General features: G+C 66.5%; 13 protein-coding genes. 5 read left to right on the top strand and 8 right to left on the bottom strand.

What is annotated here, in order from left to right; genetic code table 11:
• Positions 1 to 383: 383 nt before the first annotated feature.
• On the bottom strand, positions 384 to 962 hold the full coding sequence (locus ACXAFN_RS15840) for a hypoxanthine-guanine phosphoribosyltransferase (protein ID WP_474990221.1): 579 nt from the start codon (positions 960 to 962) through the stop codon (positions 384 to 386).
• A gap of 39 nt (positions 963 to 1,001) precedes the next feature.
• Positions 1,002 to 2,015 carry a beta-N-acetylhexosaminidase gene (nagZ, locus tag ACXAFN_RS15835; protein WP_474990219.1) on the bottom strand — a complete coding sequence of 338 codons (1,014 nt, stop codon included), beginning with the start codon at positions 2,013 to 2,015 and terminating at the stop codon, positions 1,002 to 1,004.
• 283 nt (positions 2,016 to 2,298) lie between these two features.
• Between nagZ and ACXAFN_RS15830 the strand changes: the two genes are divergently transcribed.
• From ACXAFN_RS15830 to ACXAFN_RS15815, 4 genes are all read left to right on the top strand, one after another.
• Positions 2,299 to 3,150: a prepilin peptidase gene (locus ACXAFN_RS15830; protein WP_474990217.1), complete on the top strand. Its 852-nt coding sequence runs from the start codon at positions 2,299 to 2,301 to the stop codon at positions 3,148 to 3,150.
• 1 nt (position 3,151) lies between these two features.
• A complete protein-coding gene (coaE, locus tag ACXAFN_RS15825; RefSeq protein ID WP_474990215.1) occupies positions 3,152 to 3,775 on the top strand; it encodes a dephospho-CoA kinase in 624 nt (207 codons plus the stop codon).
• Between the two features lie 113 nt (positions 3,776 to 3,888).
• Entirely contained in the window at positions 3,889 to 4,119 is a 231-nt protein-coding gene (gene yacG / locus ACXAFN_RS15820; protein WP_474990213.1) for a DNA gyrase inhibitor YacG, read from the top strand.
• Positions 4,109 to 4,993 (top strand): DNA replication terminus site-binding protein, encoded by an 885-nt coding sequence (locus tag ACXAFN_RS15815; RefSeq protein WP_474990211.1) that lies wholly within the window; start codon positions 4,109 to 4,111, stop codon positions 4,991 to 4,993. The genes yacG and ACXAFN_RS15815 overlap by 11 nt, the downstream gene beginning before the upstream one ends.
• A gap of 18 nt (positions 4,994 to 5,011) precedes the next feature.
• Here ACXAFN_RS15815 and ACXAFN_RS15810 read toward each other — a convergent pair whose 3' ends face one another.
• Entirely contained in the window at positions 5,012 to 5,278 is a 267-nt protein-coding gene (locus ACXAFN_RS15810; protein ID WP_474990209.1) for a hypothetical protein, read from the bottom strand.
• A gap of 349 nt (positions 5,279 to 5,627) precedes the next feature.
• Here ACXAFN_RS15810 and ACXAFN_RS15805 point away from each other — a divergent pair, with 349 nt between their 5' ends.
• Positions 5,628 to 6,419 carry a helix-turn-helix transcriptional regulator gene (locus ACXAFN_RS15805; protein ID WP_474990207.1) on the top strand — a complete coding sequence of 264 codons (792 nt, stop codon included), beginning with the start codon at positions 5,628 to 5,630 and terminating at the stop codon, positions 6,417 to 6,419.
• Between the two features lie 74 nt (positions 6,420 to 6,493).
• Here ACXAFN_RS15805 and ACXAFN_RS15800 read toward each other — a convergent pair whose 3' ends face one another.
• From ACXAFN_RS15800 to pheA, 5 genes are all read right to left on the bottom strand, one after another.
• On the bottom strand, positions 6,494 to 6,871 hold the full coding sequence (locus tag ACXAFN_RS15800; RefSeq protein WP_474990205.1) for a histone-like nucleoid-structuring protein, MvaT/MvaU family: 378 nt from the start codon (positions 6,869 to 6,871) through the stop codon (positions 6,494 to 6,496).
• 264 nt (positions 6,872 to 7,135) lie between these two features.
• On the bottom strand, positions 7,136 to 8,815 hold the full coding sequence (rpsA, locus tag ACXAFN_RS15795) for a 30S ribosomal protein S1 (protein WP_474990203.1): 1,680 nt from the start codon (positions 8,813 to 8,815) through the stop codon (positions 7,136 to 7,138).
• Positions 8,816 to 8,990: 175 nt separating this feature from the next.
• Positions 8,991 to 9,680, bottom strand: coding sequence for a (d)CMP kinase (gene cmk, locus ACXAFN_RS15790; protein ID WP_474990201.1), 690 nt, complete (start codon positions 9,678 to 9,680; stop codon positions 8,991 to 8,993).
• A complete protein-coding gene (locus ACXAFN_RS15785; RefSeq protein ID WP_474990199.1) occupies positions 9,677 to 12,022 on the bottom strand; it encodes a bifunctional prephenate dehydrogenase/3-phosphoshikimate 1-carboxyvinyltransferase in 2,346 nt (781 codons plus the stop codon). The genes cmk and ACXAFN_RS15785 overlap by 4 nt, the downstream gene beginning before the upstream one ends.
• Positions 12,023 to 13,114: a prephenate dehydratase gene (gene pheA / locus ACXAFN_RS15780; protein ID WP_474990197.1), complete on the bottom strand. Its 1,092-nt coding sequence runs from the start codon at positions 13,112 to 13,114 to the stop codon at positions 12,023 to 12,025.
• Between the last annotated feature and the right edge of the window lie 80 nt (positions 13,115 to 13,194).

The raw sequence follows: 13,194 nt of genomic DNA, 5'->3' as shown, positions 1-13,194 counted from the left end.
TCCTCGCCATAGCGCTGCTATGCCTCGTCGCGGCGCCTTGCCTGGCGACCCAATGCGCTCGCCATCTCTTCAACGAACCTCCGAAACAGGACACTAGACAATGTCTGAAAACTGTCTGCACTCTGCTATATCGCGTAAAAATAATCAGCTCGTGTGCAAGCCTGGCCCGGCTTCTCGCTGATGTTTTGCCTTGCGCCCCACAGAAGTGGGAAGAGCATTGGCCCGTCGGGAACAGGCCTAACCCTAACCTTCGCTCGCCGACTTTCAGACAACGCCTAGACACTTTTACAACATGTAATTCGCCGCCCCAGGCAAACAATTGGGGCGGCTGATCACCTGTCAACGTCAGGCTCTGGATGCCACAAGAGGGCGATGGCCAGGGCCTACAGCCCCTTGGGGGCGAAGATGCCCGGAGCGTTGCGCCAGTAGCCCTGGTAGTCCATGCCGAAACCGAAGACGTAGCGGTCGACGACTTCGAGGCTGCAGTAGTCGGCCTTGAGGTCGGGCATGGCCTTGCGGTCATGGCGCTTGTCGACCAGCACGGCGGTGGAGATGCTGGCGGCGCCGGCTTCGCGGCAGTAGTCGAGAATCGCGGCCAGCGTCGCGCCTTCATCGAGGATGTCGTCGACGATCACCACATGGCGGCCGGCCATGGGAATTTCCGGAGAGACGCGCCAGAACAGCTCGCCCCCGCGAATGCCGCCGCGGTAGCGGGTGGCGTGGAGATAGTCGACTTCCAGGGGAAAGCCGAGCCGGGTCAGCAGGTGGCCGGTGGTGATCAGGCCGCCGTTCATCACGCAGTAGAAGACCGGCAGCTTGTCGCCCAGGTCACGGGCGATCTCGTCGGCCATGCGGTCCAGGGCACGCTCCACTTCTTCCTGGCTGATCAGGCAGTCGGCGGAGTCCATGACCTCACGCATGTCCGCCAGGGACGGGAGGGCATCGGCATCGAGTTTGGGCATCGGAAGCTCGTCGTGGTTCGTCATTCGGGAAAGGGTCGGTCAGTCGGCGGCCATCGCCTCGAGGCGAGCGTGTACGCGACGCCAGCGCGACAGGACCCCAAGGGCCTCCAGGTCGGGGCGGGCACGGCCGTAGCGCAGCTTGGCGGCACGCTTGCTGGCGTGCCCCTCGCAGGCCGAGACGACCTCCAGGGCCGCCGCGCGGTCATTGCACACCAGCAACATGTCGCAGCCGGCCGCCAGAGCCTGGGCGGCCCGCTCGGCGGGAGCGCCGGCGGTGCAGGCACCGGCCATGCTCAGGTCGTCGGAGAAGATGGCACCCTTGAAGCCCAGCGTCTCTCGCAGCATGCCGAGCCAGGCCGGCGAGAATCCGGCGGGCCGATGGTCGAAGGCCGAATACACCACGTGGGCCGGCATCACGCCGCCCAGGCGAGACGCCAGGGCGGTGAAGGGCACCAGATCCCGGCGGCGCAGTGCCTCGAGGGAGCGGTCGTCCACCGGCAGCTCGTGATGGGAGTCCGCGGCCACGCCGCCGTGCCCGGGGAAGTGCTTGCCGACCGCCGCCATACCGGCCTCGCCGAGCCCCTCGACGAAAGCGCCGGCCAATGCGGTCACGGTCTCGGGGTCGCCGGAGAAGCTGCGCTCACCGATCACCGAGGAGTGCGCCTCATCGACGTCGAGCACCGGGGCAAAGCTGAGATCCAGCCCACAGGCCGCCATCTCCATGCCGAGCAGCCAACCGGTATCCTGGCAGAGGCGTCGGGCGACTTCGGGGGCGGCCTGATACTCGCGGCCCAGTCGTGACATGGCGGGCAGACGGGTCACGCCCTTGCGCAGGCGCTGCACGCGACCGCCTTCCTGGTCGATGGCCAGCAGCAGGTCCTGGCGCACCTCGCGGATCGAGCGGCAGAGCGCACGAACCTGGTCGGCATCCTCGACGTTGCGGCCGAACAGAATCACGCCGCCGACCGCCGGCCGCGCCAGCAGCTCACGCTCCTCGTCGCGCAGCCGCGTCCCTTCCAGGTCCAGCATCACTGGTCCAAGCGTCTGGGTCATGGTCGCCTTCCTGACGGATGAAGGGGGGCGATTCTAGACCAAACACGGTCGATGCGACAGCCCGCCCCCGTGCTCGCCCAGGGCAATTGCAGGCAACCGCATCGCCAGGGGCTGATCCGGCGACAGGCCTATCCCGTTAACGACGCGCCGTCCCCGGCGCCGTCGCAATGCCCCATGGCGCTTGCCCTGCATGCTCGCCCGACTTCAGCATAGAAGACCCCGGACAAGCCGGCGCTCGCCCCGTAGAATGAGGCCGACACCTTCGCGAACCAGGAGCGTCTTCTTGCCCGTCGACCTGCCCCCTCAGCTGCTGTGGCCGCTGGCGGCCCTCATCGGCCTGTGTCTCGGTAGTTTCCTCAACGTGGTGATCACGCGCCTGCCGGTGATGCTGATGCGCGAGTGGCGTGCCGAGGCCAGAGAGGCCCTGGAGCTCGAAACCGAGCCCGCGACGACCTTCAACCTGGTGACGCCGCGTTCGCTGTGCCCACGCTGCGAGACGCCGATCGCCTGGCACGACAACCTGCCGCTGGTCGGCTGGCTGAAGCGCCGCGGACGCTGCGCCCATTGCGCTACGCGCATCAGCCCCCAGTATCCACTGGTGGAGCTGGCCGGCGCCCTGCTGACGTTGGCGGTGACGGCCCTGTTCGGCGCCACGCTCGAGGGTGCCTTTGTCCTGGGCGCCTGCCTGAGTCTGCTGGCCATGGCGGTGATCGACCTGCGCACTCAGCTGCTGCCGGATGCGCTGACCCTGCCCCTGCTGTGGGCCGGGTTGCTCTATCACCTGCTTTTCCAGCCGCTGCAACTGCCGACGGCGGTAATCGGCGCTATGGTCGGTTACCTGTCGCTGTGGGGCTTCTACTGGCTATTCAAGCTGGTGACCGGCAAGGAAGGCATGGGCTACGGCGACTTCAAGCTGTTCGCCGCGCTCGGCGCCTGGCTGGGCTGGATCTACCTGCCGCTGGTGCTGATCCTGGCCGCCGGCGCCGGCGCCATCGTCGGCGTGCTCGTCCAGCTGGCCGTGCCGCGCCTGCGCGGTGCGCCGATGCCCTTCGGCCCCTGGCTGGCCGTGGCCGGCTGGTTCGCGCTGCTGCTCGGCGAGCCGCTGATGGCCACCTACCTGACCCTGGTGATGTGAGATGCCCGAGACGACCCTGATCATCGGCGTGACCGGCGGCATCGCCTCCGGCAAGTCCACCGTGGCCCGCGCCTTCGCCGCGCTCGGCATCCCCTGGGTGGATGCCGATGACGTGGCCCGCGAGGTGGTGGAGCCCGGCCAGCCGGCCCTGGCCGCCATCGCCGAACGCTTCGGAACGCGCATGCTGCAGCCCGACGGTCGCCTGGACCGCCGGGCCCTGCGCGACATCGTGTTCGCCGACGAGGCCGAACGACGCTGGCTCGAGTCGGTGACCCATCCGCGGATCCGCGAGCGGCTACTGGAGCGACTGGCCGCCTTCCGCGCCGGCGAGGCACCCTATGCGCTGCTGGTCTCGCCGCTGCTGTTCGAGTCGGGCCAGCACCGACTGGTCGACCGCGTGCTGGTCATCGACGTGCCCGAGTCACTGCAGATCCGGCGCACCGCGAGCCGGGACGGCGTGGACGAGGCCCAGGCCCGCGCCATCGTCGCCGCCCAGATGCCGCGTGAGGAGCGACTGTCTCGTGCCGACGATGTGCTCGACAACGCCACCGACCCGGCGGGCCTGAGCGCCCGGGTCGCCGAGCTCGATCGCCGCTTCCGCGACCTGGCCGAAGGGCGAGCCTGACCGTCAACCGCCAAGCTCGCACACGGCCGAGGACGCACGTGGATTTGCTCACGGCACGCCGATTCGCCATCCTTGTCATCATTCGAGAACGCTCCTGCCCCGAGAGACGCCGCATGACCCAAGCCAATGCCGACCGGCCCCTCGAGGTCGCCTGCCCCCAGTGCCGCAAGAAAGTCCGCTGGAGTGAGGACAACCCCTACCGCCCCTTCTGCAGCAAGCGCTGCCGACTGCTCGACCTGGGCGCCTGGGCCGACGAATCGCACCGCATCGCCGGCGAGCCGGCCATGGACGAGGCCGACCTCGATGCCTGGCTGGCCCGGGCCGACCGGGACGATGGCGCCTGACGCCATGGAGGCCGCCCCGGAGTACCGACTGCTGGCCCAGCTGGAGGCCGCCTATGACTCACTGGTCGAGGCCAGCGAGGCCCTGGCGAGCCTGTGGCGCCAGGAAGGCGGCCAGGCCTGGGCCTTCGGTGCGGCCCGCGCCGATGCCGACTGGCTGCACCGGGCGCTGCTGGACTTCTGGTATCAGGATGGCCAGGACGGTCGCAGCACCCGCAGCCATGTCGGCCTGATCGCCGCCACGCCGCCGCTGATGGAGGGCGCCCGGGAGGTCAATGTCGCCAAGCGCCAGTTCGCCGACCTGCTCGGCCAGATACGCGAGCAAGCGCCCGGCCTGCTGCCCGAGATCAAGGCCATCCTGCCCTTCCGTCATCCCCGGCTGCATGACCACCTGCGTGGCAACGGCCTGGCGCGGCTGCATCTCAAGCAGTGCTGGCGGGCGATCCCGCTGGCCCCTGCCCCCGTCGCGCGGGTCCGGCTGGCCTGGTACGCCAGCGGTCGCTCGATCAAGCGGCTATCGGTGCCCGAGGCCGAACGTAAGCTGCTGGCCCTCGACAGCGAGGCGCCGCATGTGCGCATCCAGCTGCGAAGGCTCGCCAGCATCCCCAGCGGCGAGCCGCTGGCCCAGGTGCAACAGCAGGCCCCGCTGATGCGGGCCAACCTGTTCTTTCGCGAGCCGCTGGAGGACGGGCATGACCGCCGCGCCATGAACGTGGCGTTGCCCCTGTTCGTGCCGGCCGACGACGGCCGCCTGCCGGATCACAATCTGCCCCCGGCACAGCCCCCCGAGAAACGCACGCGCGCACGACGCAGCGACGAGCGCCTGGAGCAGGAGCCATTGTTGCCCAGCCTGCGGGTCTATCGATATCGGCACTGACAGGGCTCTCGCCTTGCGTCAGGCGAGCCTGCCGAGGGCCTGGAGCGTCTGGAGGAGTTCGCTGACGCTCTCGGCGGGCAGGGCATAGTCCTTCATCAGGTCCTTCAGCCGGCGTTCGAAGGCCTGCTGACGCGCCTGCTCATCCGACTCCTGCGCTTCGAGGGAGCGCACGGGCGGGCCGGTGGGGATATCCAGATCATGATCGGGACTCTCGAGTTCGCGCAACGCCTCGGCGAAGGCATCATCGAGTTCACGGAACTTGCGTAACTTCTCACGCTCATCCATGGGCTTTCGGAATTTTTGCTGTTTCATTCGTGACCAATCGGTTCAAGGCCCAGGCCATGGCCTGATAGGGAAACCCTTGAGATTATACCTGCAATCCTGCCGCCTGGCATCAGTCCACGGGCAGTTTGACTCCAATTTGTGCCGATTCGATCAATTACAGAAGGCAAACTTGCCTTCGCCCCCATTAAACGGCATAAAGCAGTACGCGATAAGTATTCAAAAGACAAGAAACAAAGCCGTCATGGAAGACCCCGCCAACCCGGCCGCGATTCTTCATCGCAGGGACCGGATATGCCTGTAAAGGCATCGACCAAGGCGCGGGCATATTACGCAGTCCAAGGGGAAGGCCATGTGCCAGGATATGATGCGAGCGGAAATCTGGCTCCAGGAGACGCTGGATAGCCAGCAAGGCATCGAGGAACTCGCTTCGAGGATGGGATACTCCTCTTCACAAATCAGACGTCGTTTCAGGCGACACTTCGGTCTTTCCCCCGGCGTCTACCGGGATAGACTGCGCCTGGAAAAGGCGGCGCGCCTGCTGATCCACACGCCGAAGAACATCTACCATATCGCCAGCGTCTGCGGTTATCGCAACCATTCAGCGTTCTCCCGTGCCTTCCAGCGCTTCTATGGCGAAACACCGCGGCGCTATCGACAGCGCCTACGCCTGAGCCTGCAACAGCGCGGTGGGAATGGCACCAACTTCACCTACCACATTCGCGAACTGCCCCGGCGACAAGCCATCCTGACACGCCTCTACCACTCTCAGCCCCTGGAGAACCTGCAGGACTGGCAACACCATGCGCCCGGCGCCAAGGACCTGCCCTCGGTGCTCGATACCGCTACCCCCATGGCGATCTATCACGACCAACCACTGTCCGGCGGACTGCCGAGGATCGACCTCGGCGTACAGCTCGAGGAAAGCGCCTCCCACCTGGCCCTGCCACCCACCTTTCGCCTCCACGACCTGCCGTCGCGGCGCCTCGCATGCGTTGCACTGGACAGCACGCGCCAGGTCGACTCGGCGGTACTGGACCTGTCATGCCGCAGCCTCTCAGGCGCCAGCGCCCCCCTCAGTGGAGAACCCCCGCAGCTGCTGCAGGAAGAAGGCGAACTGGAGCTCCGCATCCCCCTGCTCTGACACCCACAGGCCCCTGAAGCCACAATGCCGCCCCTGGGGCGGCATTGTAGCGTCGGAGAGGCGGCAAGCGTGACTCAGTCCTCGGTACGCACCAGCCAGGATTCGACCGTGTCGGCACCAAACTCATCCTTCCAGGCCTTCAGGGTCTTCTGGTTGCCACCGCGCGTCTCGACGACTTCACCGGTATTCGGGTTCTTGTAGATCTTGAGCTTGCGCTTGCGGCGACCGCCGCTGCTGGGTGCCGCCGCCTTGGGCGCCGCTCCCGGCTTGGGATTGAGCAGCTCGATGACGTCATTGGCGCTCTTGCCGAACTCCTTCATGAGTTTCTCGAGCTGCGTCTTGAACTCGAGCTCGGCCTTGAGGCGCTCGTCATTCTCCAGACGCTCGAGCTCATCCTGAAGCTGCTTGAGCTGCTGCTCTTTCTGCATGTAATTGCTGAGTAGTGATGACATCTAACAAGTCCTTATCGGGAGAGTTCGGGGATGCCTGGTTATTATTACGCCTATTAGCATATCTCGCAACTCTAAACGAATAAGTCGAACAATCAAAGACGACGACACTATTACTTGTGTGCGATACCGACTAACTATTGTAAGGAAAAAACAGTCATACGGGCACGCCGCGTATTCACAGGCAAACTCGCCATAAAAAAAGGCGCCGCCCTCTCGGGCGGCGCCTTCGGTCTTACCGGGATCGGCCGTCTGGCGGCCGATGCCTCAGTCCTGACCCATCTGCTGCTTGATCAGGTCGCCGATGGTGGTCGGGCCACCGCCGGTATCGACATCCTGTTCGCGCAGCTTGCTCATGTTGCGGCGAGTATCTTCCTGATCCTTGGCCTTGACGGACAGGTTGATCTGACGATTCTTGCGATCGACACCGATGATACGGGCCTCGACGCTGTCGCCCTCGTTCAGCACGTTGCGAGCATCCTCGACGCGGTCGGCGCTGATCTCGGAGGCCTTCAGCACGGCCACGACATCGGTGGCCAGCTCGACGTGGGCTTCCTTGGCATCGATCTCGACCACGCGGCCGGTGACGATGGTGCCCTTGTCGTTGACGGCCAGGAACTCGGCGACCGGATCGGTATCGAGCTGCTTGATGCCCAGCGAGATGCGCTCACGCTCCGGATCGATGGACAGGATGACGGCTTCGGCTTCGTCGCCCTTCTTGAAGGAGCGCACGGCCTCTTCGCCGGTCTCGGTCCAGGAGATGTCGGACAGGTGTACCAGACCGTCGATACCGCCTTCCAGACCGATGAAGATACCGAAGTCGGTGATCGACTTGATGGTACCGGCCACGCGGTCGCCCTTGTTGTACTGGGCGTTGAAGGTTTCCCACGGGTTGGCGGTGCACTGCTTGATACCCAGGGAGATACGACGACGCTCTTCGTCGATATCCAGCACCATGACATCCACGTCGTCGCCGACCTGAACGACCTTGGACGGATGGATGTTCTTGTTGGTCCAGTCCATTTCGGACACGTGGACCAGGCCCTCGACACCCTCTTCCAGCTCGGCGAAGCAGCCGTAGTCGGTGAGGTTGGTGACGCGGGCGTGCACCTTGGTGCCTTCCGGGTAGCGATCCTTGATGTTGACCCAGGGATCTTCGCCCAGCTGCTTCAGACCCAGGGAGACGCGGTTGCGCTCGCGGTCGAACTTGAGCACCTTGACGGTGATCTCGTCGCCCACGGAAACGATCTCGCTCGGATGCTTGATGCGCTTCCAGGCCATGTCGGTGATATGCAGCAGGCCATCGACGCCGCCCAGGTCGACGAAGGCGCCGTAGTCGGTGAGGTTCTTGACGATACCGACGATCTGCTGGCCTTCCTGCAGGGTAGCGAGCAGGGCCTCGCGCTCGGCGCTGTTCTCGGCCTCGAGCACGGCACGACGCGAGACGACCACGTTATTGCGCTTCGGGTCGAGCTTGATGACCTTGAAGTCCAGTTCCTTGTTCTCGAGGTGCGTGGTGTCGCGCACCGGACGCACGTCGACCAGGGAACCCGGCAGGAAGGCGCGGATGGAATCCACGTCGACGGTGAAGCCGCCCTTGACCTTGCCGTTGATCACGCCCTTGACGATCTCTTCCTTTTCGAAGGCGGCTTCCAGGACCTTCCAGGCCTCGGCGCGCTTGGCCTTCTCGCGAGACAGGCGGGTCTCGCCGAAACCGTCTTCCACGGCTTCCAGGGCGACGTGGACTTCGTCGCCGACGGCGATGGTCAGCTCGCCGTTCTCGTCGCGGAACTGGGCCGCGGGAATCTGACCTTCGGACTTCAGGCCGGCATTGACGGTGACCCAGTCACCCTCGATGTCGACGACGGCAGCCGCGACGATGGCGCCCGGCTCCATGTTGATGTCCTGGAGAGACTGCTCAAACAGTTCAGCAAAGCTTTCGCTCATGATGTTCCTACGTGATCAACGTTGTGCGGCAGGGCCGCTCCTCCGCACCACCAGCGAGTGCGGGCCATTTCAGACTGCCTTCGGGGATGTTGGCGCTGGTTCGACCTGGCCGGGCTCACGGAAACGGGGTGCCCGACCACGTCATCACATCTTGCCGAAGGCGCCGCAAGGGAGTTCAGGTGCCGGAGACCAGGCCGCGCTTGGCCAGCCACTCCGTCAGCCGATCCACCACTTCCGGTATCGTCAGGCTCGTGGTGTCCAGCTCGATGGCATCCTCGGCCGGTACGAGCGGGGCCACGCTGCGTTGCATATCGCGTGCATCGCGTGCCTGAATCTCCTTTAGAAGACTCGATAGACTAGCATCCACCCCGGCCTCTCGCAACTGGAGGCGCCGCCGCCTGGCGCGCTCCTCCGCGCTGGCGGTGAGGAAGATCTTGAGCGGCGCATCGACGAATACCACGGTCCCCATGTCGCGACCGTCGGCCACCAGCCCCGGGGCCTGTCGGAAATCTCGCTGGCGCTTGAGCAGCGCCTCGCGGACCGCCGGCAGCGAGGCGACACGCGAGGCGGCATCGCCGACCTGCTCGGTGCGGATCGTGCGAGTAGCCTCCTCGCCCTCGAGCAGGATGCGCACCTCGCCCTCCTCCGCCAGGAACACCACGTCCAGGGTTTCGGCGATCGCCGCCACGGCCGGCTCGTCATCGAGTGCCACGTCGTGCTTGGTGGCGGCCAGCGCGGTCAGGCGATAGAGGGCCCCGCTGTCGAGCAGGTGCCAGCCCAGCCGCTCGGCTACCAGCCGGCTGATGGTGCCCTTGCCGGCTCCGCCCGGGCCGTCGATGGTCAGCACCGGCGCCTGGTCGCTCATGATGCCTCCCGTTCTTCCTCGAGGGAGAGTCCGACGCGACGCGCCAGGTCCACGAAACCGGGGAAGGAGGTGGCCACATTGGCGCAATCGTCGATGACGATCTCGTCTTCGGCACGCAGGGCCGCCACCGTGAAGGCCATGGCGATACGGTGATCGCCCAGGCTGTCGATGCGTCCACCGCCGTAGCTGGGCCCCTCGGCGCCCTCCCCCGCATGCCGGCCGACGATATCGATGCCGTCCTCATACAGACGATTCTCCACGCCCAGCACGGCGAGGCCGTCGGCCATGGCCTTGAGGCGGTCGGATTCCTTGACGCGCAGCTCGGCGGCCTCGCGCAGCCGCGTGGTACCCTCGGCGTTGGCGGCGGCGACGAACAGCGCCGGAAACTCGTCGATGGCCAGCGGCACCTGGTCGACCGGGATATCGATGCCGTGGAGAGGCGCGTAGCGGATATGCAGGTCGGCCACCGGCTCGCCGCCCACTTCGCGCTCGTTGTCGAGGCGCAGGTCGGCGCCCATCCGCTGGAGGATATTGATCACCCCGATGCGCGTGGGATTGATGCCGACATGCTCGAGCACCAGGTCGGCCCCCGGCGTGATGGCCGCGGCCACCAGAAAGAAGGTCGCCGAGGAGATGTCCGACGGCACGTCGATCGGCGCCGCCGTCAGCTCGCCGCCGCCGGCCAGCCAGCAGGTATCGCCCTCGCGCTCGACCGCATAGCCGAAGCCGTTGAGCATGCGCTCGGTATGGTCGCGGGTCGGCGCCGGCTCGCGTACCCGAGTCTCGCCCTCGGCGTAGAGCCCGGCCAGCAGCAGGCAGGATTTCACCTGGGCGCTGGCCATCGGCATGTCGTAGGCGATGCCCTTGAGCGGCTGACCGCCCTTGATCTTGAGCGGCGGGCGCCCGCCTTCAGCGGTCTCGATCACCGCACCCATCTCGCGCAGCGGATCGGCGACCCGCCCCATGGGGCGCTTGGTCAGCGAGACGTCACCGGTCAGCTCGGTGTCGAAGGCCTGGCCGGCCAGCAGCCCGGCGAACAAGCGCATGGCGGTGCCGGCGTTGCCCACGTAGAGCGGCCCGGCCGGCGCCTTGAGACCGTGCATGCCGACGCCGTGCACGGTCACACGCCCCTGGTGGGGGCCTTCGATGGCCACCCCCATTTCGCGGAAGGCCTGCAGGGTGGCCAGGCTGTCCTCGCCCTCGAGGAAGCCGGATACCTCGGTGACGCCCTCGGCCAGGGCGCCGAGCATGATCGAACGATGGGAGATCGACTTGTCGCCGGGCACGCGGATGCGTCCGGTCACGCCGCCACCGGGGCCAACCCGGTAACGCAGCTTGTCTTGTGCTTGCATCTGGTATTCCGCCTGGTAACTGGTCTGGTTAAGCAGGGTATCGAAGTAGTGCCGGGCATGGCTGGCACGATCGAAGGTCGCCAGCATGGCATCGGTGTCGCCATGCTCGACCGCCTGGCGCAGCCGCGCCACGCCGGCCTCGAAATCGTCGAGGGCATGCAGCACGGCGTCGCGGTTGGCGACGAAGATGTCTCGCCACATCACCGGATCGCTGCCGGCGATGCGGGTGAAATCGCGAAACCCCCCGGCCGCGTAGCGAAAGATCTCGAGGCGCTCGTCCTGGCGCGCCAGGGTATCCACCAGCGAGAAGGCCAGCAGGTGCGGCAGATGGCTGGTGCGGGCCAGCACCGCGTCATGGCGCTCCACGCCCATTTCCAGCACCTCGGCGCCGGCCGCTTCCCACAGCGCACGAACCCGACCCACGGCGACGGGGTCGGTGACCGCCTCGGGGGTCAGGATGACCTTGTGACCGACATAGAGCTCGGCGTTGGCCGCCGCCACGCCGCTCTTCTCGGAGCCGGCGATGGGATGGCCGAGCACCAGGTTCGGCGGCATGGTGCCGAACACCGCCTCGGCCGCCTCGCGAATGGCCCCCTTGGTGCTGCCCACGTCGGTCATCACCACCTTCGGGGCGGCCCGCTCGAGGCCTCCGGCGAGCTCGGCCATCACCTCGCGCATGGCCAGCACCGGCACCGCCAGCACCACCAGGTCGACGCCGTCGAGCAGCGGCGACAGCCGCGTGCCGCCACGGTCGATCAACCCCATCTCCACGCCCCGGGCGATCTCCTCGGCATCGGGATCGCAGGCGAGGATCTCGGCGCGCGCTTCTACGGCCCCGAAGCCGGCCGTGCCCTTGTCAGCGGCCCCGAAGCCGGCCGCGCTCCCGTCAGCGCCCCCGAAGCCAGCCGCGCGCAGGGCCGCGGCCAGCGAGCCGCCGATCAGGCCGAGGCCGACGATCAGCACCCGGGCGGGCAGGTCCTGCCGCCCCATCTAAAGCACGCCCTGGGGGAAGGAGCCCAGGACCTTGACCTCGGCGGCACGCAGCCGCACTTCCTCGAGTACCGCCGACACCCGCGGCTCGGCGTGGTGCCCCTTGAAGTCGATGAAGAACACGTAGTTCCACACGCCGCTGCGCGAGGGCCGGGTCTCGAGGCGGGTCAGGTCGATCTGGTGGCGATGGAAGGGCTCCAGCAGGTCGTGCAGGGCCCCGGGCTGGTTGCGCATGGCCACCACGATGGAGGTCTTGTCCTCACCAGACATCGGCACGTCCTGGTTGCCGATGATCAGGAAACGCGTGGAATTGTCCGGGCGATCCTCGATCTTCTCGGCGATGCGCGTCAGGTCGTAGAGCTTGGCGGCCATGTCGCCGGCGATGGCCGCGCTGTGCCACTCGGTCTTGACCAGGCGCGCGGCCTCGGCGTTGGACGACACCGGCACCCGCTCGGCCTGGGGATAGTGGGCATCGAGCCACTTGCGGCACTGGGCGAAGGACTGCGGATGCGAGTAGATCCGCGAGACCTTGTCGCGCCGGGTGGTGTCGGCGACCAGCAGGTGATGGTGGATGCGCAGCACCACCTCGCCGCAGATGCTCAGCCCGGAGTCAATGAACGAATCCAGGGTGTGGTTGATCACACCCTCGGTGGAATTCTCCACGGGCACCACGCCGTAGTTGACGGCGCCGGCCTCCACCTCGCGGAACACCTCGTCGATGGCCGCCATGGGCAGGCTCACCGCGCTCTCGCCGAAGTGCTTGAGCGCTGCCTGCTGGGTGAAGGTGCCCTCGGGCCCCAGGTAGGCCACCTTGACCGGCTGCTCGAGGGCCAGGCAGGCGGACATGATCTCGCGAAACAGCCGCGCCATCTCCTCACCGTCGAGGGGGCCGGGGTTGAGCTCCATGATCCGGCGCAGCACCTGGGCCTCGCGCTCGGGCCGATAGAACACGGCCTGGGGATCTTCCTGGGTCTTGATCTCGGCCACGCGGCGGGCACATTCGGCCCGCTCGCTGATCAGCCGCAGAATGTCGCTGTCCAGCTCATCGATACGCTGCCTGAGCGAATCGAGATTGATGGGGGCATCACTCATCGGTGGTTCCCTTCTTATCGGGGCCGCAGCCCGGTGTCTAGCTGTAGCGTGAGGGGTGAAGAGTGAGGGGTGAGGCTCGA

The organism is Halomonas sp. ABH4_019, from assembly GCF_056159885.1.
The sequence above is the reverse complement of the archived record's forward strand: the minus strand, read 5'-3'. Positions and strand labels throughout refer to the sequence as shown.